27 protein-coding genes and 1 tRNA gene are annotated in these 24,017 nt (G+C 74.6%); 10 read left to right on the top strand and 18 right to left on the bottom strand.

What is annotated here, in order from left to right; all coding sequences use genetic code 11:
• Nucleotides 1-123: 123 nt before the first annotated feature.
• The 4 genes from ACI769_RS08270 (at nt 124) to mqo (ending at nt 4,102) form a co-directional block, all read left to right on the top strand.
• The gene (locus ACI769_RS08270) at nt 124-720 is read left to right on the top strand and encodes a TetR/AcrR family transcriptional regulator (RefSeq protein WP_308821016.1); all 597 of its coding nucleotides are present in this window, start codon (nt 124-126) and stop codon (nt 718-720) included.
• Nucleotides 717-1,391: a pyridoxal 5'-phosphate synthase gene (locus ACI769_RS08265; RefSeq protein WP_409141457.1), complete on the top strand. Its 675-nt coding sequence runs from the start codon at nt 717-719 to the stop codon at nt 1,389-1,391. Before ACI769_RS08270 ends, ACI769_RS08265 begins: the two co-directional genes overlap by 4 nt.
• Nucleotides 1,382-2,287, top strand: coding sequence for a maleylpyruvate isomerase family mycothiol-dependent enzyme (locus tag ACI769_RS08260; protein ID WP_409141456.1), 906 nt, complete (start codon nt 1,382-1,384; stop codon nt 2,285-2,287). The genes ACI769_RS08265 and ACI769_RS08260 overlap by 10 nt, the downstream gene beginning before the upstream one ends.
• Nucleotides 2,288-2,581: 294 nt before the next feature.
• Nucleotides 2,582-4,102, top strand: coding sequence for a malate dehydrogenase (quinone) (gene mqo, locus ACI769_RS08255; RefSeq protein WP_144722588.1), 1,521 nt, complete (start codon nt 2,582-2,584; stop codon nt 4,100-4,102).
• Between the two features lie 164 nt (nt 4,103-4,266).
• Here the strand turns inward: mqo and ACI769_RS08250 are convergent, their stop codons facing one another.
• The gene (locus tag ACI769_RS08250) at nt 4,267-4,689 is read right to left on the bottom strand and encodes a hypothetical protein (protein WP_171468104.1); all 423 of its coding nucleotides are present in this window, start codon (nt 4,687-4,689) and stop codon (nt 4,267-4,269) included.
• Between the two features lie 90 nt (nt 4,690-4,779).
• Between ACI769_RS08250 and ACI769_RS08245 the strand changes: the two genes are divergently transcribed.
• Nucleotides 4,780-5,733, top strand: coding sequence for a helix-turn-helix domain-containing protein (locus ACI769_RS08245; RefSeq protein WP_086151134.1), 954 nt, complete (start codon nt 4,780-4,782; stop codon nt 5,731-5,733).
• A 153-nt stretch (nt 5,734-5,886) separates the two neighbouring features.
• Nucleotides 5,887-6,996 carry an acyl-CoA desaturase gene (locus tag ACI769_RS08240; protein WP_086151135.1) on the top strand — a complete coding sequence of 370 codons (1,110 nt, stop codon included), beginning with the start codon at nt 5,887-5,889 and terminating at the stop codon, nt 6,994-6,996.
• A 69-nt stretch (nt 6,997-7,065) separates the two neighbouring features.
• Here the strand turns inward: ACI769_RS08240 and ACI769_RS08235 are convergent, their stop codons facing one another.
• On the bottom strand, nt 7,066-7,890 hold the full coding sequence (locus tag ACI769_RS08235) for a siderophore-interacting protein (RefSeq protein ID WP_409141455.1): 825 nt from the start codon (nt 7,888-7,890) through the stop codon (nt 7,066-7,068).
• 172 nt (nt 7,891-8,062) lie between these two features.
• Here ACI769_RS08235 and ACI769_RS08230 point away from each other — a divergent pair, with 172 nt between their 5' ends.
• Nucleotides 8,063-8,281 carry an SCO4848 family membrane protein gene (locus ACI769_RS08230; RefSeq protein ID WP_086151137.1) on the top strand — a complete coding sequence of 73 codons (219 nt, stop codon included), beginning with the start codon at nt 8,063-8,065 and terminating at the stop codon, nt 8,279-8,281.
• Nucleotides 8,282-8,339: 58 nt separating this feature from the next.
• Here ACI769_RS08230 and ACI769_RS08225 read toward each other — a convergent pair whose 3' ends face one another.
• Entirely contained in the window at nt 8,340-9,572 is a 1,233-nt protein-coding gene (locus ACI769_RS08225; protein WP_409141454.1) for an MFS transporter, read from the bottom strand.
• Complete coding sequence (locus tag ACI769_RS08220; RefSeq protein ID WP_409141453.1) at nt 9,569-10,555, bottom strand: LysR family transcriptional regulator; 987 nt, start codon at nt 10,553-10,555, stop codon at nt 9,569-9,571. The genes ACI769_RS08225 and ACI769_RS08220 overlap by 4 nt, the downstream gene beginning before the upstream one ends.
• A 253-nt stretch (nt 10,556-10,808) precedes the next feature.
• On the opposite strand from ACI769_RS08220, the gene ACI769_RS08215 reads away from it, so the two are divergent.
• Entirely contained in the window at nt 10,809-11,741 is a 933-nt protein-coding gene (locus tag ACI769_RS08215) for an aldo/keto reductase (RefSeq protein ID WP_114553073.1), read from the top strand.
• A gap of 91 nt (nt 11,742-11,832) precedes the next feature.
• Nucleotides 11,833-12,279, top strand: coding sequence for a hypothetical protein (locus tag ACI769_RS08210; RefSeq protein WP_085387669.1), 447 nt, complete (start codon nt 11,833-11,835; stop codon nt 12,277-12,279).
• Nucleotides 12,280-12,375: 96 nt separating this feature from the next.
• On the opposite strand, the gene ACI769_RS08205 is transcribed toward ACI769_RS08210, so the two are convergent.
• The gene (locus ACI769_RS08205) at nt 12,376-13,221 is read right to left on the bottom strand and encodes an aldo/keto reductase (RefSeq protein WP_114553074.1); all 846 of its coding nucleotides are present in this window, start codon (nt 13,219-13,221) and stop codon (nt 12,376-12,378) included.
• A gap of 171 nt (nt 13,222-13,392) precedes the next feature.
• Here ACI769_RS08205 and ACI769_RS08200 point away from each other — a divergent pair, with 171 nt between their 5' ends.
• Nucleotides 13,393-14,361, top strand: coding sequence for an SH3 domain-containing protein (locus ACI769_RS08200; RefSeq protein WP_051028408.1), 969 nt, complete (start codon nt 13,393-13,395; stop codon nt 14,359-14,361).
• Between the two features lie 60 nt (nt 14,362-14,421).
• Here the strand turns inward: ACI769_RS08200 and ACI769_RS08195 are convergent, their stop codons facing one another.
• From ACI769_RS08195 to ACI769_RS08135, 13 genes are all read right to left on the bottom strand, one after another.
• Nucleotides 14,422-14,991 carry a dihydrofolate reductase family protein gene (locus ACI769_RS08195; protein WP_409141452.1) on the bottom strand — a complete coding sequence of 190 codons (570 nt, stop codon included), beginning with the start codon at nt 14,989-14,991 and terminating at the stop codon, nt 14,422-14,424.
• A 183-nt stretch (nt 14,992-15,174) separates the two neighbouring features.
• Nucleotides 15,175-15,247: transfer RNA gene (locus ACI769_RS08190), tRNA-Ala, on the bottom strand.
• Nucleotides 15,248-15,315: 68 nt separating this feature from the next.
• Entirely contained in the window at nt 15,316-15,996 is a 681-nt protein-coding gene (locus ACI769_RS08185; RefSeq protein WP_085387666.1) for a histidine phosphatase family protein, read from the bottom strand.
• Nucleotides 15,993-16,439, bottom strand: a complete 447-nt coding sequence (gene rsfS, locus ACI769_RS08180; RefSeq protein ID WP_021482244.1) for a ribosome silencing factor — start codon at nt 16,437-16,439, stop codon at nt 15,993-15,995. The genes ACI769_RS08185 and rsfS overlap by 4 nt, the downstream gene beginning before the upstream one ends.
• A gap of 25 nt (nt 16,440-16,464) precedes the next feature.
• Nucleotides 16,465-17,514, bottom strand: coding sequence for a hypothetical protein (locus tag ACI769_RS08175; protein WP_157446613.1), 1,050 nt, complete (start codon nt 17,512-17,514; stop codon nt 16,465-16,467).
• A complete protein-coding gene (nadD, locus tag ACI769_RS08170) occupies nt 17,507-18,112 on the bottom strand; it encodes a nicotinate-nucleotide adenylyltransferase (RefSeq protein ID WP_031316993.1) in 606 nt (201 codons plus the stop codon). Before nadD ends, ACI769_RS08175 begins: the two co-directional genes overlap by 8 nt.
• A 43-nt stretch (nt 18,113-18,155) precedes the next feature.
• Nucleotides 18,156-18,311, bottom strand: coding sequence for a hypothetical protein (locus ACI769_RS08165; protein WP_021483496.1), 156 nt, complete (start codon nt 18,309-18,311; stop codon nt 18,156-18,158).
• Between the two features lie 190 nt (nt 18,312-18,501).
• Nucleotides 18,502-19,854 (bottom strand): glutamate-5-semialdehyde dehydrogenase, encoded by a 1,353-nt coding sequence (locus ACI769_RS08160; RefSeq protein ID WP_085387664.1) that lies wholly within the window; start codon nt 19,852-19,854, stop codon nt 18,502-18,504.
• A 53-nt stretch (nt 19,855-19,907) separates the two neighbouring features.
• Entirely contained in the window at nt 19,908-21,035 is a 1,128-nt protein-coding gene (gene proB, locus ACI769_RS08155) for a glutamate 5-kinase (protein WP_034651801.1), read from the bottom strand.
• A 183-nt stretch (nt 21,036-21,218) separates the two neighbouring features.
• The gene (obgE, locus tag ACI769_RS08150) at nt 21,219-22,739 is read right to left on the bottom strand and encodes a GTPase ObgE (RefSeq protein ID WP_043658397.1); all 1,521 of its coding nucleotides are present in this window, start codon (nt 22,737-22,739) and stop codon (nt 21,219-21,221) included.
• Between the two features lie 141 nt (nt 22,740-22,880).
• Nucleotides 22,881-23,138, bottom strand: coding sequence for a 50S ribosomal protein L27 (gene rpmA / locus ACI769_RS08145; RefSeq protein ID WP_021482383.1), 258 nt, complete (start codon nt 23,136-23,138; stop codon nt 22,881-22,883).
• Nucleotides 23,139-23,224: 86 nt separating this feature from the next.
• A complete protein-coding gene (rplU, locus tag ACI769_RS08140; RefSeq protein WP_198163222.1) occupies nt 23,225-23,533 on the bottom strand; it encodes a 50S ribosomal protein L21 in 309 nt (102 codons plus the stop codon).
• A 276-nt stretch (nt 23,534-23,809) separates the two neighbouring features.
• Nucleotides 23,810-24,016, bottom strand: a complete 207-nt coding sequence (locus ACI769_RS08135; protein ID WP_021482381.1) for a dodecin family protein — start codon at nt 24,014-24,016, stop codon at nt 23,810-23,812.
• Nucleotide 24,017: the final 1 nt, after the last annotated feature.

Below are 24,017 nucleotides of genomic sequence, written 5' to 3'. Positions count from 1 at the left end.
GGTCCACAAGACCGGTGGGGCGAGACCGTCGCTCTCCCCCAGGCGCAGGTCGCACCCCGTCGGCCCGGAGACTCGTCCGCGACATACCTAGCGGTAGGTATGGTCGCCCGCTAGGCTCGGACCATGCCGTCCGACACGCCACGCGCGGAGGCGCCCGGCTCGAACCGGGACCGCCTCGTCGCCGCCGCGCAGGAGCTCTTCTGGGCCCAGGGCGTCGGCGCGACGAGCCCGCGCCAGGTCCTCGCCGCGAGCGGCGTCGGGCAGGGCAGCCTCTACCACCACTTCCCCACGAAGCACGACCTCGCCGCCGCGGCCGTGCACGCCACGACGACCGCGGGCCTCGACGCCGCGCGCCGCGACCTCGGCGCGCAGGGCTCCGCCGTCGAGCGCCTCGTCCGCTATCTCGAACGCCCGCGGCCCGCGCTCGCCGGCTGCAAGGTCGGGCGCCTCGTGAGCGACCAGGCCGTCATGGACGACGCCGCGCTCGCCGCTGAGGTGCGCGCCTACTTCCGCGGGCTCGTCGACCTGGCCGCCGCCGTCCTCGTCGAGGGCGGGCTGCCCGACGACGCGGCGCGCGACCGCGCGCACGCCGCCGTCGCCGTCGTGCAGGGCGGGTACGTCCTCGCGCGCGCCCTCGACGACCCGGACGCGATGTCCGCCGCCGCGCGGGGCTTCGTCGCCCTGCTCGACCCGCTCCCGACCACCTCGGAGGACGCATGACCGACGCCGACCGCCCGTCCCTGCGCGAGCGCCTGCGCGCCCTGCCCGTCTTCGGCCCCGACCTCCCCGGTCTCGACGTCGACGCCGCACCCGACGACCCGGGCACGCTCTTCGTCCGCTGGCTCGACGACGCGATCGACGCCGGGCTGCCCGCACCGCACGCCGCCACCCTCTCGACCGCCGACGCGAGCGGCCGCGTGGACGCGCGGACGCTCATCCTCAAGGACGTCGACGGCGACGGGTGGGTCTTCGCGACGCGCGCCGACTCCCCCAAGGGCGTCGCGCTCGCGCAGAACCCGAACGCCGCCCTGACGTTCTTCTGGCGCGAGCACGGTCGGCAGGTCCGCGTGCGGGGGCCCGTCGTGCCGCTGGACGCCGAGACGTCCGCCGCCGACTTCCTGGACCGGTCCGACTTCTCCCGCGCGACCGCCCTCGCCGGGTCGCAGAGCGCCCCGCTCGCGTCCCGCGCCGCCTACCGCGAGGCGTGGGACGCCGCCCTCGACCGCGTGCGGGCGGAGTCCGGGCTCGTCCTCGACGCCTGGACCGCGTACGCGCTCGAGCCGACGAGCGTGGAGTTCTGGGCGTCGTCGGGCGCGGGCCAGACCCGCCTGCGCTACACCGCGGCGTCCGGCGCGCCGACCACCTGGACGAAGGAGCTGCTGTGGCCCTGACCGACGCCCCTGCCCTCACCCCGCCCGACGTCGAGGAGGTCCGGCGCGACGCGCGCGCCGCCCTCGACGCGGTGACCGACGCGGCGCGCGGGCTCGACGCCGCCGGGCTCGACGCGCCGTCGGCACTGCCCGGGTGGTCGCGCAGCCACGTGCTCGCGCACGTCACCGCCATCGGCGAGGCCATGGCACGGCAGGCCGAGCGCGCCGCGCGCGGCGAGCTCGTCGAGGTGTACGACGGCGGCGCGGCCGGGCGCGAGGACGGCATCCGGACGGGCGCGCTGCGCTCGGTCGCGCAGCACGTCGCGGCGCTCGACGCGCTGGCCGACCGCCTCGACGCCGCGTGGCCCGCCGCCGGGTCCGCCGGGTGGTCCGCGCCGGTGACGTACCGCGACGGCACGGTCACGGACGCGCTCGTGGCCTGGTGGCGCGAGGTGCGGATCCACGCGGTCGACCTCGACGCCGGCGTCGGCCTCGACTCCTGGCCTCCCGCGCTCGGGCTGCACCTCCTCGACTTCCTCGGGGTCCGGCTCGCGGACGACGTCGTGGTCGAGCTCGACGGGGCACCAGGAGGCCTCGTCGTGGGCGCCGGCGGCGTCCACGTGGGACCGGGCGCTCTTCGCGTCGGACCGGGCGGCCTCCGCATGGCTGCCGGACCTGAGCCCGCGTCCGAAGCAGAGCCCACGCCCGTGGCCGCAGCCGCGCCCACGTCCGCGCGCGGCCGCTGCGCCGTCGTCGTCCACGGCGGCCTCACCGACGTCGCCGCCTGGCTCGCGGGCCGCGCCCCCGGCACCGAGCCCACCGCCCGCCTCGCGGGCGAGCCCGTGAGCCTCCCCGAGATCGGCCCCTGGCCGTCCCCGTACTCCCCGCCGCCGGAGAACCCCACCCCCGCGAGGTAGAGCCCCGGTCGGCCGAGGTAGAGCCCTGGGCCGCCCAGGTAGAGGCGTGGTCGGCTCGTGCACGCGGACCACGGCTCCACCTCGCGAGACCACGGCTCTACCTCGCGGGAGGACGGCTCGGGACCCGTGCTCTCCCTCGCGAGATCGCGGTGCGACCCGGGCGAACGCGGACGGATCGCGCGGTACGCGACGTCCGACCTGCCCGGCTCAGGACCGAGGTCCCGCGAAAGTGTGACGCACGCCCGTGACGCACCGCACAGTTAGTGCACTCTTTCACAAGCGTAGGATCGACATGTGTCGAGTCGAGCGAGCAACCCCGCAAGCAGCGCAGACCAGATCGACGTAGCCCTCATCGGCGGTGGCATCATGAGCGCCACGCTCGGGGCACTCCTGAAGGTCTTGGAGCCCACCTGGACGGTGCGCATCTACGAGCGCCTGGACGCCGTGGCGCAGGAGTCGTCGAACCCGTGGAACAACGCCGGGACGGGTCACGCCGCCCTGTGCGAGCTGAACTACACGCCGGAGAAGCCGGACGGCTCGATCGACATCACCAAGGCGGTGAAGATCAACGAGCAGTTCGAGGTGTCGCGCGAGTTCTGGCACCACCTGCTCACGACGGGCGCGCTGCCGCAGCCCGCGAGCTTCATCTCCCGCACCCCCCACATGACGTTCGTGCGCGGCGCGGAGAACGTCGACTACCTGCGTCGCCGCTTCGAGACGCTGCGCCGCCACCCGCTGTTCAGCGAGCTCGAGTTCACGGACGACCCGGCGGTCATCGCCGAGTGGGCTCCGCTCCTGGTCGCCGAGCGCGACGGCGACGAGCCGGTCGCGGCGACGCGCGCGACGAGCGGGACGGACGTCGACTTCGGCGCCCTCACCGAGCAGCTCGTCGACTACCTCGTCTCGGAGGGCACGCAGCTCTACCTCGAGCACGAGGTGAAGAACCTCAGGAAGACGAAGGACGGCCGCTGGCGCCTGACGGTCAAGGACCGCTCGTGGAACGCCCCGAAGCGCCGCTCGACCGTCGAGGCCCGGTTCGTGTTCGTCGGCGCCGGCGGCGGCGCGCTGCCGCTGCTCCAGGCGGCCGGCATCCCGGAGGCGAAGGGCTACGGCGGCTTCCCGATCAGCGGCGAGTTCCTCCGCACGGACGACCCGGAGCTCGTCGCCCAGCACCAGGCGAAGGTCTACGGCAAGGCCGACGTCGGCTCGCCGCCCATGTCGGTCCCGCACCTGGACACGCGCGTCGTCGACGGCAAGACGTACCTGATGTTCGGCCCCTACGCCGGGTTCAGCCCCAAGTACCTCAAGAAGGGCAAGTACCTCGGGCTGTTCACCTCGCTGCGCCTGCACAACCTCGGCTCGATGGTGGGCGCGGGCCTGAAGAACCTCGACCTCACCCAGTACCTGGTGGGCCAGCTCCTCGCGAGCCCGGAGACCAAGTTCACCGCGCTCCAGGGCTTCATGCCCACCGCGCACCCCAAGCACTGGGAGACCATCACCGCGGGCCAGCGCGTCCAGGTGATCAAGAAGGACAAGGACGGCAAGGGCGTCCTCGAGTTCGGCACCGAGGTCATCGCGGCGGCCGACGGCTCGATCGCCGGCCTGCTCGGCGCCTCGCCGGGCGCCTCGACGGCCGTCCCGGCGATGATCGACCTGCTCGAGCGCTGCTTCCCCGCCCGCTTCACCAAGTGGCGCCCGGAGCTCGCGACGATGATCCCGAGCCTCGGCCACGCGCCGTGGGAGGCGCACGAGCTCGAGGGCCTCGACCAGCTCACGGGCGACGCGGACGTCGACGCGGTCGGCTCGCGCGCCTGACCCGAGCGCGACACCGCTCCCCCGCGAACGGCCCGGACCTCCACGAGGTCCGGGCCGTTCGTGCGTCCGAGGACGCTGCGCGCGTCGAGCAGCACGCGACGGCTCGGCACGAGGGAGGCTCAGGACGCGGCAGCTCGGCGTGCGGGGGCTCAGCGTGCGGGGGCTCAGCGCGCGAGCGGCGTGCCCCGGGTCCCCGGCCGCCGCGGCGCGACGGGCACGTTCGCCCCGGGGCGCCCGCCCGGCACGGCAGGAGCGGCGCGCACGCCGTCGCGCACGGCCGGGTTCGGCACGACGCGCCGCAGCACGAGCTCGGCCGCGACCTCGTGCGGGTCGACGACGGCGGCCGGCTCAGCCGGTCGCGACGCCGCGGCGCGCAGGTCGGCGTCCAGCCGCTGCGCGTCGCGGTCCCAGCGCTCGCCGTGCACCGACCGGTCCCCGCGCGCGTCCCACGCGGCGCCGTCGGGCCACGCGCCGTCGGACCCGGCGGGGAACCACGGACGGGCCGGGTCCTCGCGGCGGACCGCGAGGGCCGCGACCGTCGGGCCGACGACGAGGAGAAGAGCCACCACACCCCAGAAGATGTCCATCGCTCCACCCTCGCGGCGCACGACCCGCGCCACGAGTGGCAGCACTGACACCTCTCGACAAGATCCTGCCAGCGGCGTAGCGTGCCGAGCATGGTGCGATCCGTCGCGGCCGTCGTGTGCGACGGCCTGGCCCCGTTCGAGTTCGGCGTCGTGTGCGAGGTCTTCGGCCTCGACCGCAGCGACGACGGCGTCCCGTCGTTCGACTTCCGCGTGTGCGGCCCGGTCGCGGGCCGTGCCGTCCGGACGTCGGTGGGCGCGCACGTCGTGCCCGACCACGACCTCTCCGCGACGGACGACGCGGACCTGGTCGTCGTGCCGGCGATCCGCATCGGGACCGACTACCCGCCCGAGGTGCTCGACGCCGTCCGCCGCGCGTCCGACCGCGGCGCCCTGCTGCTCAGCGTGTGCTCGGGCGTGTTCGTGCTCGCGGCCGCGGGCGTCATCGAGGGACGGCGGGTGACGACGCACTGGATGCACGCCGACGAGCTGCGCCGTCGCTACCCGAGCCTCGACATCGACCCCGACGTGCTCTTCGTCGACGACGGCAACCTCATCACGAGCGCCGGCACGGCCGCGGGCATCGACGCGTGCCTGCACCTCGTGCGCCGCGAGCTCGGGGCGCGGGTGGCGAACACGATCGCCCGGCGCATGGTCGTGCCGCCCCAGCGCGACGGCGGGCAGCGCCAGTTCATCGAGCGCCCGGTGCCCGAGTGCGAGGAGGACTCGTTCGGGGAGCTGCTGGAGTGGATGACCGACCACCTCGACGAGCCGCTCACCGTGCGCGACCTCGCCCGCCGGGCCCACACCTCCGAGCGCACGTTCGCGCGCGCTTTCGTCGCGCAGACCGGCACGACCCCGCTCGCGTGGCTGACGTCGCAACGCGTCGCGCACGCGCAGGCGCTGCTCGAGGAGTCCTCGCTGGACCTGGAGGAGGTCGCGCGCCGCAGCGGTTTCGGGTCGGCCGCGCTCCTGCGCCACCACTTCCGGCGGGCGGTCGGGATCACGCCGACGGAGTACCGCCAGACCTTCCGGTTCGCCGCCTGACCCCTCCGGGTGAGGTGTCGCTCCTTCGCGACTCCTTCACCCGGCCCCCTCGCGCGCGCAACCTACGGTCCCGTAGGGTGGGGCCATCTGCACGACGAGCACCTGCTCACCTCCGCGGCTGGGAAGTCGACACCGACACCCCTGCGAGGACACATGACCTCTGCCGCAGTGCGCCCGGGCTTCCGGGCCACCCGCCCTCGGACCGACGAGCCCGGCGCCGTCACCAGCACCTACAGCGCACTGTCGCGCACGGTGCGCGACGCGGGCCTGCTCCACCGCACGCACGCCTACTACCTGTGGACCCTCGGGGTCCTCACGCTCGCGCTCGGCGGCGCGGTCGCCGGGTTCGTGCTCCTGGGCGACTCGTGGTTCCAGCTCCTCATCGCCGGGGCGCTCGGCCTGATCCTCACCCAGTTCGCGTTCGTCGCGCACGAGGCCTCGCACCGGCAGGTGTTCGCGTCCGGCCCGGCGAACGACCGCCTCGGGAAGGTGCTGGCCAACGGCGTCGTCGGCATCAGCCACTCGTGGTGGATGAACAAGCACACGCGCCACCACGCGAACCCGAACCGCCGCGGCAAGGACCCGGACATCGCTCCCGACGTCGTCGTGTTCCTCGAGGAGGACGCGGAGGTCGCGAAGGGCTTCCGGGCGGTCATCAACCGCTACCAGGGCTGGCTGTTCTTCCCGCTCCTCACGCTCGAGGGCGTGAACCTGCACGTGCAGGCGTTCCGCTCGCTCCTCGCCGGCGGCCGCGCGCGCGGCGACGTCCGCACGCGCGTCATCGAGATCGTCACCATCACGCTGCGCCTGTCGCTCTACGTCGGCGCGGTCGTCTGGTTCCTGCCGCTCGGCCTCGCGGCCGCCTTCCTGGGCGTCCAGCTCGCCGTCTTCGGCGTCTACATGGGGGCGTCGTTCGCCCCCAACCACAAGGGCATGGCGATCATCCCCGCCGACAGCAAGATCGACTTCCTGTCCAAGCAGGTCCTCACCTCGCGGAACATCCGCGGCGGCTGGTGGATGAACATCCTCATGGGCGGGCTCAACTTCCAGATCGAGCACCACCTGTTCCCGAGCATGCCGCGCCCGCACCTCGCGCGGGCCCGCGAGATCGTGCGCGAGCACTGCGCGCACCTCGGCCTGCCGTACACGGAGACGAGCCTCGTGCAGTCCTACGCGATCGTCGTCCGGTACCTCAACCGCGTGGGGCTCTCGGCGCGCGACCCGTTCGACTGCCCGATGTTCCGCCAGCTCCGCCGGGTCTGACCGACCCGCCCCTGCTGCACGACGCTCCGCTGCACGACGCCCCGCGCCCGACGGCGCGCGCGGGGCAGTTCAGGCGGACGCCGCGTGCCCGTGGCGCCAGTACCCGACGAAGTCGACGTGCGCCTTCGGCACGCCCCGGTCGTTGACGAGGTGGCGGCGCACGCCCGTCGCGAGCGCCGACTCCCCGACCGCGTACGCGTAGACGGGGCCGGCGGGCAGGTCGGCCGACCGTACGGCGTCGAGCGCGAGGTGGCCCGGCAGCAGGTCGTGGTCGCCGCCCGTGGGCCGCGCCTCGTCGCGCGCCAGCCAGCGCAGCTCGACACCCGCGGGCACGCGGAACTCCTGGGCGTCCGCCGCCTCGGGGACCTCGACCACCGCGAGGCCGCGCGCGTCGTCGGGCAGGGACGCGCAGATCCCCGCGACGGCGGGCAGCCCGGTCTCGTCGGCGACGAGGAGCGTCCAGTCGTGCGGGACGCGCGGGTGGTAGCCGATCCCCTGGTCGAGCAGGCCCACGCGGTCCCCCGGCTCGGCGGACAGCGCGAACGAGGACGCGGGCCCCGCGTCGCCGTGCACGACGAAGTCCACGTCGAGCTCGCGCAGGCCCGGGCGCACGGCCCGCACGGTGTAGTTCCGCACCCACGGCCGGCGCGCCTTGGGCGTGGCGAGGTACTGGACGTACCAGAGGCCCGACGCGCGGGTCGGCAGCCGCAGCGCGTCCTGGTCCTCGCGCGGGAGGAAGAGCCGGAACCACTGGTCGAACCCCAGCGGGGTGAAGAGGTCCAGCTCGTCTCCCCCGAGCGTGACCCGCACGACGTTGGGACTGACCCGCTCGCGCCCGACGACGCTCAGCGTGACGACGTGCGCGTCCTGGGGCTTGACGGTCTTGACGGACACCGGCGGCTCCTCGTGCGGCGCCCGGCTCCCCGGGCGGAACGGCGGCCCCGCGAGCGCGTCGACCACGAGAGAGGTTAGCCTCACCTCACGCCCGCGTCGATGTGCTGGATCCCACACCCTGCCCGCGGTCGTCCCGCCCGAGGCGCCCGACGCCTCCTGGCATGCTCGGGACGTGGAGATCCCCGTCGTCTGGTCCGTGGTCCTGCTCGTCACGGCCGCCTGGAACCTGCTCATCTGGCCGCGCTTCCTCCAGCGCATCGCCAAGGACCCCCGCTCGCGCGACGCCGACGGCCGCGCGACGCGCTTCCTCACCGTGCACGTCGTGCTCATCGCCGTCTCGCTCGTGCTCGCCCTCGCCGTCGGGGTGCTGGGCGTCCTCACGCTCGTCTGAGCCGGGCCGTCACGCGTCCGTCCCGACGCCCCACCTGGCGGCCAAGGGACGGCTGGGTCTAGCGCCGCCGCACGAGGTTCGCGAGTGGCGAGTGCCGCGGCACCCACCGCGCGAGCGCGGCCGCCGAGCCGGCGCCGAGCGCCGCCGTCGCCCAGACGCCCGCGGCGAGCGACCCCAGCGCCGCACCGGCCGACAGCACGAGCGGGCCGAGCGCGTCGCCGGTGTCCTGGAACAGGCGCCACACGCTGAGGAAGGTCGGGCGCACGTCCGCGGGCGCGACGTCGGCGCCGAGCGTCATGACGATGCCCGAGCCCATGCCGTTCCCGATCCCGAGCACCGCCGCGACGACCGCGAGCGCGGGGGCGGTGTGCGCGAGCGGCAGCACCGCGAGGCCGACGGCCATCGTGAGCATGGACGGCACGGCGACCCACAGGCGCCCGAACCGGTCCATGACCTTGCCCGCCGGGTAGAAGAGCAGCATGTCGAGCGCGCCGGAGACGCCGAAGATCAGCGACGTCACCTCGGCGTCCAGCCCCAGGTGCTCGCCCCACAGGGGGATGACGGTCTGCCGGGCCCCGCGGACCGCGCTCACCAGGAGGATCGCCACGCCGAGCGTCGCGAACAGGTGGCGGTGGTCGCGCGCCACGCGGGCGATGCCGACCCGCGGCACGGACCGGGCGCCGCGCAGCCGCGCACGTCCGGCCTCCGCGGGGTCCGGCCGCACGACGGCGAGCACCACCACCGCGGTGAGGGCGGCGCCCGTCCCGAGCCAGTAGGCGCCGCGCACGTCGGTCGCGGCGATGACCGCCGCGCCCGCGAACGGGCCGAGGAACAGCCCGATCCGGTGCACGCCCGCGAGCGTCGACAGGACGCGCGCCCGGCGCAGCGGGGGCGTGATCTCGGTGAGGTACGCCTGGCGGGCGAGGTTGAAGACGGCGGTCGACGCACCGAGCGCGAGGACCCCCGCCGCGAGGCCCCACAGGGTGGGGGTGAGCGCGATCGTCGCGAAGGCGACCGCCGCGACGCCTCCGGCGAGCAGCATGGCCGCACGGTCGCCGAGGCGCTGGGCGAGCGCTCCGGCGGGCAGGTCGAAGAGGATCTTGCCGATCGGCACGAGCGCGGCCACGAGCCCCGCGACCGTGAGGCTCGCGCCCCGGCCCGTGGCCGTGACCGCGACGACCGGCAGCATGGCCCCCACGCCGATCTCGAGGACGAGCGTGGGGAGGAACGCGCCGAGGACGACGCTGCGCAGCGGGAAGAGCGGTGCGTCGGTGCCCGCGCGGGCGGTCACCGGGCCTCCGCCACGGCCTCGACGGCAGGGCTCGGCACCTCGACGGCAGGGCTCGGCGCCTCGACGCCCGCGCGCAGCGCGGCCGCGTCGGGCCGGGAGACGTCGACGCCGCGGCACGCGGGGGCGTCCGCGAGGAGCTCCAGGAGCTGCGGCGCGGCCGAGGCGCCGCGGTCCCAGCGCCCCGTGACGACGGAGACGACCCAGCTCGGCGCACCGCCCTCCGGCAGCGCGAGCGTCACGAGGCGCTCGGCCTCCGGCTTGCCTGCGACGTGGCGCGGCACGAGCGCGATGCCGAGCCCGCGGTCGACGAGCTCGAGGAGCGTGTGCACGTCGTTGACGGAGCACCGCACGCGCCGGTGGACGCCGTGCGCGGCGCACGTCGCGTCGTTGACCGGCCGCGCGCCCCACGAGGGGTCGAAGTCGACGAACTCCTGGCCCGAGAGGTCGGACCACTCGACCCGACCCCTCCCGGCGAGCGGGTGCTCCGGCGCGCACACGAGCACGAGCGGCTCGCTGCCCAGGACCGTCTGGGACAGCGGCCCCAGATGCTCGGTGGTCGCGACGAACGCGACGTCGAGGTCGCCCTCACGGACGCGCGCGAGGAGGTCGTGCGAGCCCGCCTGTGCGAAGTGGATCTCCACCTGCGGGTAGCGCCGGTGGAAGCGCTCGAGCAGGGCGGTCACGTCGAGGACGCCCAGGCACTGCTCCGAGCCGACGCGCAGCGAGCCGGACAGCGCGTGCGTCGCCCGCACGACCGCGTCGCGAGCGGCCGCCGCCTGCGCGAGCATGGAGCGTGCGTGCGGGAGCAGCGCGAGACCGGCCTCGGTGGGCTCGACGCGCCGCGTCGTCCGCGTGAACAGGCTCGCGCCGAGCTCCTCCTCCAGGCTGCGGACCGCGGCGGAGAGCCCCGACTGCGAGACGCCGACGAGCTGGGCGGCCCGGGTGAACTGGCGTTCGTCCGCGAGCGCGACGAGGTACTCCATCTGACGAAGGTCCATTGACCACTCACAGTTCTCTATCTGACAAATACTAGTTGTTGGACTTCTAGGTTATCGCTTCCTAGGCTCGACCCGTCGCGGCCGACCGGGCTCGACTCGGGTCGTCCGGCACCCCGCCCCCGGCGGACGACGTCCCTTCCTACCCCCGACCCGGGACCCCCCTGGGGCAGTGCACTCTCGGATCCCGGACACCGACGTCGCGCACCCGACCCGCCCACCCCACGAAGGAGCTCCACCGATGAAGACCTTCACCCTGACCGGCACCGACATCGTCGTCCCGGACGTCGTGCTCGGCCTCATGCGCATCCAGGACAAGACCGACGACGAGGTCCGCACCCTCGTGCGCACCGCACGGGACGCCGGCATCACGTTCCTCGACCACGCCGACGTGTACGGCTCCGAGCTCCACGGCTGCGAGCGCCGCTTCGCCGAGGCGCTCGACCTCTCCCCCGCCGAGCGCACGGAGTGGGTCATCCAGTCCAAGGCCGGCATCGTCCCCGAGGGCCCGTACTTCGACTTCTCGTACGAGCACCTCGTCGCGTCCGTCGAGGGCTCGCTCGAGGCCCTGCGCACCGACTACCTCGACATCCTGCTGCTGCACCGCCCCGACGCCCTCGTCGAACCCGAGGAGGTCGCGCGCGCGTTCTCCGACCTGCACGCCGCGGGCAAGGTGCGGGCGTTCGGGGTCTCGAACCACACGCCGGGCCAGATCGAGCTGCTGCGCCGGTACGTCGAGCAGCCGATCGTCGCGAACCAGCTCCAGCTCTCCGTCACGCACGCCCCGCTCGTCGCGCAGGGCGTCGCCGCGAACATGCAGGCCCTCGACCAGTCGATCAGTCGCGACGAGGGCATCCTCGACTACTGCCGTCTCCACGACATCACGATCCAGGCCTGGTCCCCGTTCCAGGCAGGGTTCTTCACGGGCGTGTTCCTGGGGTCCGAGAAGTACCCCGAGCTCAACGCCGTGATCGACCGCCTCGCCGCCCGGTACGACGTGCCGCCCATCGCGATCGCGACCGCGTGGATCACGCGCCACCCGGCGCGGACGCAGGTCGTGCTCGGCACGACGAGCCCCGACCGGGTCGCCGGCGCCGCGCTCGGTTCGGAGGTCCCGCTCACCCGTGCCGAGTGGTACGAGATGTTCCGCGCCGCGGGGTACACCGTCCCCTGATCCACGGGCGTCCAGGGCCCGGCACGAGCGCGTGCGGAAGGTCACGCGCTCGTCGTCCGAGGGGTCCCGCGGGGCGGTCTAGGCTCGTGCCGTGGCAACCTTCTCGGCAGTGACCCGGCAGCACATCCTCCAGGCCCTCGCGGACTGGGACGACCGGGGCCGGGACGCGTTCCTCGGGGTCTACGGGTTCACCGCGTCCCCCGGCACCCCGCTCGTCCACGAGGACCGCGTCTACGACGCGCAGGCGATCCTCGGCGTCGCGCACCGGTACGCGACCGGCCGCGTCGCGACCGCCGAGGAGTTCCGCAGCAGCCCCGTCGGCGTCGCGGACCTGCTGCGCAAGCGCGGGTTCGACGTGCCCGGTGCCGCCCCCGCGGCGCCCGCACCCGCACGTCGGGCCACGGCGAAGGCCGCGCCCGCGACGCGCACACCGCGCCGCACGACGGCCCGCTCCGCGGAGCCGGAGAAGCCGCCGGCCGTGTGCCCCACGTGCTTCACGGTCCTGCCCGCCACGGGCATCTGCGACGAGTGCGGCTGAGCCGACCTCCCACCTGCGCACGACGAGGGGCGCCGTCCGACCGGACGGCGCCCCTCGTCGTGCGTGCTGCCTCGCGGGAGGCCGCGGGCGACCGGGTCAGTTGACCTCGGACGGGTGGGCGCTCACGCGACCCGAGCCGTCACCCGTGTCGAGGGCGTCGATCGCGGCGACCTCGTCGGCGGTGAGCTCGAACCCGAAGAGGTCGAAGTTCTCCACCATGCGCTCCTTGCGGGACGACTTCGGGAAGACGATGAAGCCGCGCTGCAGGTGCCAGCGCAGCACCGCCTGGGCGGGCGTCACGCCGTGGGCGGCCGCGGCGTCGACGACGGCCTGCTTCTCGAAGAGCGGGTACTTGCCCTGGCCGAGCGGACCCCAGGCCTCGATCTTCGTGCCGTTCGCGTCGGCCCAGGCGAGCACGTCGCGCTGCTGGTAGGCCGGGTGCAGCTCGATCTGGTCGACGGCGGGCACGACGCCCGTGTCGGCGACGATCCGGTCGAGGTGCTCGGGCAGGTGGTTGGAGACGCCGATCGAGCGCGCGAGGCCCGCGTCGCGGATCTCGATGAGCTTCGCCCACGCGTTCGTGTACTGGTCCTGCTCGGGCGCGGGCCAGTGCGTGAGGTACAGGTCGACGTGGCCGAGGCCGAGCTTGTCGAGGCTCTCACGAATCGCGTCGTGCGGCTGCTCGCCCGACTGGCGGTCGTTCCAGAGCTTCGTCGTGACGAAGAGCTCGTCGCGGGGGATGCCGCTCTTCGCGATGGCGGCGCCGACACCCTCCTCGTTGCGGTAGATCGCCGCGGTGTCGATGTGGCGGTAGCCGACCTCGAGGGCCTCGCTGACGGCCTTCTCGGCCTCGTCCGGCGGCACGAGGAAGACGCCGAAGCCGAGCTGCGGGATGGTGTGACCGGAGTTGAGCGTCACGGTCGGTACAGGGGGAACGGTCATGCTTCCAGCGTAGGAACCCGCCTCCCGCCCGTCCAACGACTGCGGCGCATACGACTCAGCGCTGCCGCTCATGAGTCGAACGGGAGCGCTGCACGGAATGTCCGACTGGACTTCTCAGATCACGGTTTGGTTACATTGGCGCGTCCTACCCACGAAGAACCGGAGCGCACCATGTCCCGAGGCCGCCACAGCGCAGCCCCCGCCACCGCGCGCTCCTTCCGGCTCCCGGCCCTGCCGACGCTGCCGGTCCGGTCGCTCAAGCTCCCCGCGCTGGCGCTCGTCACGCTGCTCGGCGCGGGTGCCGTGGGCGCGGGCCCCCAGCCTGCGGAGGGCAACCCCGACCTCGCTCCGCTGAGCGTCGAGCCCACCGCCGGCGCGAGCGTGGAGCGCGGCACGGGAGCCGCCAGCCGCTCGTCCGAGCGCGTCGCGCCGCCCACGGCGCCGCAGGAGCCCCCGGTCGTCGAGACCGCGGCGGAGATCGCCGTCGTGCCGGCCGCCCAGGCCGCCCCGACGCCCCCGCCCCTGCCGCCCGTGACCGGCCAGCTCTGGACCACCGAGGCCGTCAACGTGCGCTCCGCGCCGTCCCCGGACGCCGAGCGCGTCGCGACCACCGAGTTCGGCGCCGCCGTCGACGTCACGGGCGTCACCGAGGGCGACTGGAGCCAGATCGTCTGGGACGGCGCGGCCGCGTGGATCAAGTCGAGCTTCCTCGCGCAGTCGCAGCCCGAGGCGCCCCAGGTCGCCGCCGCCGCGGCCGGGGGGTCGAGCGCCGGCGGCGTCTCGGACGCCGCGTGCTCCGTGAGCACCGGGATCGAGTCGTCGCTGCGCGCCAACGCGCGCGCCGTCTACCGCTCCGTGTGCGCGAACTTCCCCCAGGTCACCACGTTCGGCGGCATCCGCCCCGGCGACGACGGCGACCACGGCACGGGCCGCGCCGTCGACATCATGATCAGCGGCGAGACCGGCTGGGACATCGCGCGCTACCTGCAGGCCAACGCGGGCTCGCTCGGCATCACCTACCTCATCTACCAGCAGAAGATCTGGATGGCCGGCGACCCGGCGAGCGCGTGGTCCGGCATGGAGGACCGCGGCGGCGCGACCGCCAACCACTTCGACCACGTGCACGTCAGCACGTCGTAGTCCCGCTCCCCCTCGCACGCACGCCCGGCCGGCACCTGTCGCGCCGGGCGTCGTCCCGGCTCACGGCACGGCCGTCACGGGCCGGTACCGCACCGCGACGGCGCCCGAGCGCAGCTCCTGCCGGTCCACCAGCTCGAGCGTGATGCGCTCGCGCAACCCCGACAGCAGCGTCGGCCCGTGCCCCGCCAGGACCGGCTGCACGAGGAACGCGTACTCGTCGATCAGCCCGAGGTCCGCGAGCGCGAGCGGCAGCGTCACGCCACCGACGAACAGGGGCCCGCCCGGCTCCTCCTTGAGCCGCCGCACCGCGCCCCCCAGGTCGCTCTCGACGAGCTCCGCGTTCCAGTCGACCTCGCGCAGCGTGCTCGACACCACGTGCTTCCTCGCCCCGTCGATGGCCTCGGCGAACGGGACGTCCCGCTCCCCCATCCAGTCCGGCCACGCACCCGACGCCGGACGGCGCCACGCCGCCTCCATCATCTGGTAGGTGACCCGCCCGAACAGCAGCGCGTCCGCGCGCTCCGTCTCCTCGGTCCAGAACCGCATCGACTCCTCGTCGGGCGGCAGTCCCGCCTCGTGGTGGCAGCAGCCGTCGAGCGTGACGTTGATCGCGTAGCGCAGTGGCCTCATCGCGTGCCCTCCCCCGGGTACCCGCGCGACGGGCGGAGCGCCGTCGCACCGCACCAGCGTGGCAGGCCGCGCCAAGACCCGCGGCCTCCACCGGCGAGCACCGGGCGGCGCGCAGGACGCAGAAAAGCCGGACGGGAGCCCGCCCATCGCTCGATGATGCGTGCTCCCGTCCGGCTCTACGGGTGGAGCTGAGGGGACTCGAACCCCTGACCCCCTGCATGCCATGCAGGTGCGCTACCAGCTGCGCCACAGCCCCGTGGATCCGTGAAGATCCAGGTCATGCACTCCTCCGGCCGGTTTCCCGTCCTGCGGAGCGTCGCTAGTCTACGCAGAAACTGGCTCCAGATTCCAATCCGGTCCCGCGTTCCACTCGTCGAGCGGGAACCCGGCCCCGACGTTGTGCGCCACGAGGCGCCACGCGGGCGTCGCGGCGGGCGCCGAGCGGTGCAGGTGGGACCAGTGGACGTTGTGCAGCCCGGAGATCCCGCGCCAGCCCTCCGGGTCCAGGCCGAGCAGCGCGGTGACCGCGAGCGTGATCGCGGCGCCGTGCGAGACGACGACGAGCGTGTCGTCCCGCTCCAGGGACTCCACGTGCTCGGTCAAGGACGCGACGAGGCGCGCCGCGACGTCGGCCTTGGACTCCGCGCCCGCGCGCACGGGCTCCTCGCCCTGGCGCCACGCCGCGTACTCCTCGGGCCAGCGCTCGGCGATCTCCGGGCCCGTGAGGCCCTCCCACTCCCCGAAGCCGCGCTCGCGCAGCCGGGGGTCGTACGCGACGTCCGCGCCGATCGCCGCCGCGTACGCGCGCGCGGTGTCGGCGGCGCGCACGAGGTCGGACGCGACGACGCGCGTCGCGCGGTGCGCGCTCGCGAGGGCCTTCGCGCCCTGCTCCGCCTGCCACCGCCCGACGGCGTCGAGCGGGATGTCGACCTGCCCCTGCAGGCGCATCGACGCGTTGTACGCGGTGCGACCGTGGCGCAGGAGGACGAGCGTGCCGGCGGTCACGCCAGGGGCTCCCCCGAGAGGCGGATGGCGCCGTCGCCGCGCGTGGTGTCGTCGGTGTCGTCGGCCGTGCCGTCGCCGCCGCGCGCGTCCTCCGGCAGCTCGACGACCGGGCAGTCCTTCCACAGCCGCTCGAGCGCGTAGTACACGCGGTCCTCGGCGTGCTGCACGTGCACGACGACGTCCCCGAAGTCGAGCAGGACCCAGCGGGCCTCCTGCTTGCCCTCGCGGCGGATCGGCTTGGACCCGGCCTTGTGCATGGCCTCCTCGACGGCGTCGACGATCGCCGAGACCTGGCGCTCGCTCGACCCCGAGGCGATGAGGAACACGTCGGTCAGAACGAGCTGCTCGCTCACGTCGAGCGCGATGATCTCCTCGGCCTTGCGGTCGGACGCCGCCCGGGCGGCGATGACGGCGAGCTCGAGGGCTCGGTCGGTGGCGGTCACGTGTCTCCGTTCGTGGTGCGGCCGCTCAGCGGCCGGTGTCGAGGGTGCCGGGGTCGTCCCACGTCCGCACGGCGGCGGCCGAGGCGCTCGCGTCCTCCACAGCCAGGCCCGGGTCGTCGCGGGACACGAGCGTCCAGACGAGCAGGCCGAGGACGAAGGCGACGGCGACGAGGATCAGGTAGTGCAGCCACGTGTACGACGGGCCGCGCCGCTCGTCCTCGAGGTCGTCGTCGTCCGACTCCTCGGGCTTGGCGGCACGACCGCGCACGCGGGGGAAGAGCGCGTCCGAACCGCCGGCGGGAGCAGGTGCGGACTCCCGCACGCCGCCGAAGGGCGAGGACTGCTCGCGGTCCGCGCTCGCGGGCTCGGGCGCGGAGCCTGCCGTGATCGCGGACCACGGCAGGGCCGCGCCGCCTGCCTCGGCGGGCGGTGCCGGGGCGGGCGCGCGCTCGGGAGCGGGCGCGCGCGTCCCCGCCCAGGGGGAGGTCGCCGGTGCCGGCGCGGGCGTGCCGGGCGGGGCAGTGCTGGTGGGCGGGGCCGCGAACGCCGAGAGGCGCGGCGGCTGCGTCGTCTCGGGACGCGCGGGGCCCGAGCCCGCGGCGAGACCGCCGACCGGAGCCGACGGCGTCGCGGGGCGCACGGGGCCGGACGCACCCGGCACCGGGGGCCGCGGAGTCGCGGCGGGCGGACGCGAGGACGTGCGCGTGGGCACGACGGGCGTCGGGGCCGGGGGGCGGATCGCGACGCGCTCGGCCGTCTCCTGGACCGGCGTGAGGCGGCCGGTCTCGTCCAGGCCGCGCATGCCGCCCGATGCGGCCGGGGGTCGAACGACCGAGGGCTGTGCCGGGTGCTCGGCCGGGCCGGTCGTCTCGCGCAGGGTGCGGCGCGACGGCGGCGGGCCGGACGGCGCGGCCGGGCGCGCCGGCTGCTGCCAGCCGCCCGCACCCGGTGCCGGGGCAGGCGGGGGCGCGGCGCTCTGCGCGGACCGCTCGGCGGCGGCCGCCTGCTCGCGCTCGCGCATCTCGCGCCGGGTGAGCGGGCGGACGGGCTGCATGTTGCTGCCGTTGTCACTCATCGTGCTGACCTCGATACAAACCGTGCTTGGCGATGTACTGGACCACGCCGTCCGGAACCAGGTACCACACCGGCTGCCCGGCCTCCGCGCGCCGACGGCAGTCCGTCGACGAGATCGCGAGGGCGGGGACCTCGAGCGTCGTGACCACGCCCGGAGGCAGGCCCTCGACGCTCAGCTGGTGACCCGGGCGGGAGACAGCCACGAAGTGTGCCATCTTCCAGAGCTCGTCGGCATCCTTCCAGGTGAGGATCTGCTCGACGGCGTCCGCACCCGTGATGAAGAACAGCTCGGCGTCCGGTCGCGCGGCCCGCAGGTCGCGCAGCGTGTCGACCGTGTAGGTCAGCCCGGGCCGGTCCACGTCCACACGGCTCACCGTGAACCGCGGGTTCGACGCGGTCGCGATGACGGTCATGAGGTAGCGGTGCTCGGCCGGGCTGACGGTCTGGTGCTGCTTGAACGACGGCTTGCCCGTGGGGACGAAGACGACCTCGTCGAGGTCGAACCGCGCCGCAGCCTCGCTCGCGGCGACCAGGTGGCCGTGGTGGATGGGGTCGAACGTGCCACCCATCACCCCCAGGCGGGGCCGGCGCGGGCTCATCGACGCGTCATCGGTCGCGGGCGCTTCCGTCGTCCGGGGCGGGTCAGTGCCGCGTGCCGACGCTGCGGAACGCGTAGGTCACGAGCAGCAGGGCCACGAGCCCGCCGAACCCGAGCAGCCCGTACGCGAGCGGCGGGATGGGCAGGTGCGACGCGGCCTCGGCGCCTTCCTCGGCGGCCAGCACGACGGCAGAGATCACGACGTCCTCCTCGAAGGTCGTCCCCGGGCCGGACGGGCACGTGCCGCGGGCCGGGGTGGTGCGATGGAACGGTACGCCCGCCGGGACCGGCCCGACGGCGGACCGGACGGGCGCCGGTCGCCGACCAGTCTCTCACGACCGTCCGGGGACCTCGTCCGGCGGGTATCAGGTACCCGCCGGGGGCCGTGCGTCAGGGGCGGACGTGGCCGTCCCCGTGCACGACCCACTTCGTCGTCGTGAGCTCCGCGAGGCCCATGGGGCCGCGCGCGTGGAGCTTCTGGGTCGAGATGCCGATCTCCGCCCCGAGGCCGAACTGGCCGCCGTCGGTGAAGCGGGTCGAGGCGTTGACCATGATGGCGGCGGAGTCGAGCTCGGCGACGAAGCGCTCGGACGCCGCGAGGTCGCGCGTGACGATGGCCTCGGTGTGGCCCGACGTCCAGGTCCGCACGTGCTCGATGGCGGCGTCGAGGTCGTCGACGACGCGCACGGCGATCTCGGGCGCGAGGTACTCGGTCGCCCAGTCCTCGTCGGTCGCGGGGAGCACCTCGGTGCCCGCGGGCGCGAGGCGGGCCGTGCGGTCGTCGCCGTGCACGACGACGTCCGCCTCGGTGAGCGCGGCGAGCGCGGCCGGGAGGAACTCGGGTGCGGCGTCCGCGTGGACGAGGAGCGTCTCCGCGGCGTTGCAGACGCCCACGCGCTGCGTCTTGGCGTTGAGGAGGATCTCGAGCGCCATGGCCCGGTCCGCGCTCGCGTCGACGTACACGTGGACGTTGCCGACCCCGGTCTCGATGACGGGGACGGTCGACTCGCGCACGACGGTGCGGATGAGGTCCGCCCCGCCGCGCGGGACGAGGACGTCGACGAGACCCCGCGCGTGCATGAGCGCGACGGCGCCCGGGCGCCCGTACCGGTCGATCGACTGCACGAGGTCGCCGGGCAGCCCCTGCGCCTCGAGCGCACGGGCCAGCACGCCGACGATCACCTCGTTGGAGCTCGCCGCCGCGGACCCGCCGCGCAGGATCACCGCGTTGCCGCTCTTGAGCGCGAGGCCTGCGGCGTCGACCGTCACGTTGGGGCGCGCCTCGTAGATCATGCCGACGACGCCCATGGGCACGCGCAGCTGGCGCAGGCGCAGGCCGTTCGGCAGGGTCGAGCCGCGCACGACCTCCCCCACCGGGTCCGGCAGGCCCGCGAGCGCGCGCAGCGCGTCGGCGATCGCGGCGACGCGCGGCGCGTCGAGCGCGAGCCGGTCGAGCAGCCCCTCGCTCATGCCGTTCGCGCGCTCACGCTCCAGGTCGACGGCGTTCGCGGCCACGATCTCGTCGGTCGCCGCGACGAGCGCGTCGGCGAGCGCGAGGAGCGCGGCGTCCTTCGTCGCGCGGGTCGCCGTCGCGAGCGTGCGCGACGCGACCTTGGCGCGGCGCGCGACGTCCTCGACGGCCGCCGCGACGTCGGTCGGAGTGTCGGTCGCGGCTGCGGCAGGACCGGCGGTCCCGGGCTCGGCGGCGCCCGCGACGACGGGCGCGTCCTCGGTGGTGGTCATGGTCCGAGCCTACGTCGGCGGCCGTCGCGCCGGGAGCGTCGTCCGGCCCGCGGTCAGCGCGCGCGCCGCCGCACGAGGACGAGGTCGTCGCGGTGCACGACCTCGCGGTCGTAGCCCTGGCCGAGCTCGGCCCGCAGCTCCGTGGTCGACCGGCCGAGGAGGTCCGGGATGTCGCGCGACTCGAACGCGACCAGGCCGCGGGCGACCACGCGCCCGTCGGACGTGACGAGCTCGACCGGGTCGCCGGCGTCGAACTCGCCCTCGACCGCGGTGATCCCCGCGGGCAGCAGCGAGGCGCGCCCGCCCTGCACGGCCCGCACCGCGCCGTCGTCGAGCACGAGGCGGCCGCGCGTGCGCGCCGCGTGCGCGAGCCAGAGCCGACGGCGCGTCGTCCGCCTGCCCGTCGCGGCGAACCAGGTCCCGACCGGCTCGCCGGCGAGCGCCGCGGCGGCGTGCTGCGCCTTGGTGAGCACCACGGGGATGCCCGTGCCGGTCGCGATGGAGACCGACTCGAGCTTGGTGAGCATGCCGCCCGTGCCGACCGCGCTCCCCCGTCCCGTCACCTCGACGCCCTCGATGTCGGCCGGCGAGCGCACCTCGGCGATCCTGCGCGCGCCCGGGCGCGACGGCGGGCCGTCGTACAGGCCGTCGACGTCCGTGAGCAGGACCATGGCGTCGGCCCGCACGAGGTGGGAGACGAGCGCGGCGAGCCGGTCGTTGTCGCCGAAGCGGATCTCGTCGGTCGCGACGGCGTCGTTCTCGTTGACGACGGGCACGACGCCGAGGTCGAGCAGGCGCTCGAGCGAGCGCTGGGCGTTGCGGTAGTGCCCGCGACGCACCGTGTCCTCCGCGGTGAGCAGCACCTGCCCGACGCGCAGCCCGTGCGCCGCGAACGCCTCGGCGTACCGGGCGACGAGCATGCCCTGCCCGACCGACGCCGCGGCCTGCGCCGTCGCGAGGTCGCGCGGTCGGGTCGCGAGACCGAGAGGGCCGATCCCGGCGGCGATGGCGCCCGACGTGACCAGCACGACCTGGCCGCCGTCCGCGCGTCGGGCCGCGAGGACGTCGACGAGCGCCCGCAGGGCCGCGAGGTCGAGGTGGCCGTCGGCGCCCGTGAGCGACGACGAGCCGATCTTCACGACCACGCGGCGGGCGGAGGCGATCTCGGAGCGGGAGGACAGCGCGTTCACGCGCCCATCATCGCCGCCGGAGGGCCGCCGCCGCGCACGATTTCACGGACCAGGACGCCTGCGCCCGCTCCCGGGCCGCGCCGAGGACGACCCGGGCACGGCCGAGGGCCCGGTCCCCCACGGGGAACCGGGCCCTCGGCGGCGCGGACGACTCCGGGTCGGTCGGCCTCCAGGTCAGTCGGACTCGGGGTCCGTCCAGGTGCCGGCCTGGCGCTCGGTCCACAGCTCGCGCCGCGCCTCCGCCTTGGCGTCCATGCGCTCGTGGTGCTCGCGCCGCTTCTCCGAGCGGGTCGGGCGCAGGCTCTCGTCGAGGCGGTTGTCGGAGCCGCGCGGGCCGCCGAGCAGCTCGGAGCCCGACATGAGCGTCGGCTCCCAGTCGAAGACGACCGCGTTGACGTCGCTGCCGATGCGCACCTCGTCGCCCGCGACGGCGCCCGCCTCGAACAGCTTGTCCTCGACGCCCAGACGCGCGAGGCGGTCCGCGAGGTAGCCCACGGCCTCGTCGTTGGAGAAGTCCGTCTGGCGGACCCAGCGCTCCGGCTTGGCGCCGCGCACCTCGAACCAGTAGTCGGTCGCCCCGCCCTTGCGCTTGACCGTGAACCCGGCCTCGTCGACCGCGCGCGGCCGCAGCACGACGCGCGTCGGCTCGGGCGCGGGCGCCTCGGCGCGCGCCTTCTCCACGAGCTCGGCGAGCGCGTACGTCAGCGGGCGCAGGCCCTCGTGGCTCGCGGTCGAGATCTCGAACACCCGCAGGCCGCGCGCCTCGAGGTCAGGCTTGACGAGCTCGGCCAGGTCGCGCGCCTCGGGGACGTCGATCTTGTTGAGGACGACGAGGCGCGGACGCTCGGTGAGCGGCACCCGCCCGCCCTCGATCTCGAGGTCCTGCGCGTAGGCGGCGAGCTCGGCCTCGATGACGTCGAGGTCGCTGATCGGGTCCCGGCCGGGCTCGAGCGTCGCGCAGTCGAGCACGTGCACGATCACCGCGGTGCGCTCGATGTGGCGCAGGAACTCCAGACCGAGGCCCTTGCCCTCGCTCGCGCCCGGGATGAGGCCCGGGACGTCCGCGACGGTGAAGCGCGCCGAGCCGGCCTGCACGACGCCCAGGTTGGGCACGAGCGTCGTGAACGGGTAGTCGGCGATCTTGGGCCGCGCCGCGGAGATGGCGGCGACGAGCGACGACTTGCCCGCGCTCGGGTACCCGACGAGCGCGACGTCCGCGATGGTCTTCAGCTCGAGGACGACGTCCCGCTCCTCGCCCGGCTCGCCGAGCAGGGCGAAGCCCGGCGCCTTGCGGCGCGGGGACGAGAGCGCCGCGTTGCCGAGACCGCCCCGGCCGCCCTCGGCCACGACGTACTCGGCGCCCTCGCCGACGAGGTCGGCGAGCACCGTGCCGTCGGGCGACTTGACGACCGTGCCGTCCGGGACGCGCAGGACGAGGTCCTCGCCGTTGGCGCCGTCGCGGTCGTCGCCCATGCCCTGGGTGCCCGACGTCGCGTGGCGGTGCGGCGAGTGGTGGTACTCGAGGAGCGTCGTGGTCTGGGAGTCGACGACGAGGCGGACGGTGCCGCCGTCACCGCCGTTGCCGCCGTCGGGGCCGGCGAGCGGCTTGAACTTCTCGCGCCGGACCGAGGCGCACCCGTTCCCCCCGTCGCCGCCGGAGACGTGCAGGACGACACGGTCGACGAAGCTGGCCATGGAGGGATCCTCTCAGAGGTGGGTCGTGCGGTGCCGCGGTCGCGGCGGGTGGTGCGGCCCGCGGGGACGGGCGCCGGAAACGGCAGGAGGGGCGCACCGCGTCGGTGCGCCCCTCCTGCTCGAAGCCTCTGTGGCTGTCGCTCAGCCCTCGGCGGAGACGATGTCGACGACCTTGCGGCCGCGACGGGTGCCGAACTGGACCGCGCCGGCGGCCAGGGCGAACAGCGTGTCGTCCTTGCCGCGGCCGACGTTCTCACCGGGGTGGAAGTGGGTGCCGCGTTGACGGACGATGATCTCGCCCGACTTGACGACCTGCCCACCGAAGCGCTTCACGCCGAGGCGCTGGGCGTTCGAGTCGCGACCGTTGCGCGAGGAGCTCGCGCCCTTCTTGTGTGCCATGACGAACCTGCTTTCGTGCTGGTCTGCTGAGGGAGGGTGCCGTCGGCGCGGCGCGGCGCGGGGCCGCTAGCTCGCGCCGGGCGAGATCACTTGATGCCGGTGACCTTGAGGCGGGTCAGCTGCTGACGGTGACCCTGGCGACGGCGGTAACCGGTCTTGTTCTTGTACCGCAGGATCGTGATCTTCGGACCCTTCTCGTCCCGCACGACCTCGGCGGTGACCTTGACCTTCGCGAGCTTCGCCGCGTCGGTGGTCACCTTCTCCCCGTCCACCAGCAGGAGAGCGGGCAGCTCGAGGGACTCACCGGCCTTGGCGGACACCCGGTCCACCACGAGGATGTCGCCGACGGAAACCTTCTCCTGACGGCCACCGGCCTTGACGATCGCGTACACCACGTTGCTGCTCATCTCTCCTAGTCTTGGCGTGCTCGTCACGGCGAGTTCGTCTTGGAGACTCCGACCACGCCGCGGCGTGCGAGTGCGAGTCGTCCGTGGGCACACGGGACCGGCGCGCCTGGGCGCGCCGACGTCCAAGATTACGGACCGCAGGGCGTCCTGGTCAAATGGCGCGCACCGACCCCGGCGCGGGCGACCGCTCCGGGGCTCCTACCAGGCGTCGCACCCAGGACCGCGGACGGCGGCGCCTCCGCACGACGAGGCCGCCGGCCGACCCTACTCGAGGACGAACGTGACCTCCAGCACGACCTGCCAGGCCGTGATGCGGCCGTCGGCCACGTCGACCTTCTGCTCCTTGACCCACGCGCCCGAGACGTTGCGCAGCGTGCTCGCGGCGCGCTCGACGCCGATCCGCACGGCGTCCTCGAAGCTCGTGTCCGACCGCGCGCTGATGTGCGTGATCCGTGCCACCGTTCCGCTCATG

Origin of the sequence: Cellulosimicrobium sp. RS (assembly GCF_046159675.1) — a bacterium.
Classification (GTDB): domain Bacteria; phylum Actinomycetota; class Actinomycetes; order Actinomycetales; family Cellulomonadaceae; genus Cellulosimicrobium; species Cellulosimicrobium funkei.
This window is presented reverse-complemented; position numbering and strand designations above follow the sequence as displayed.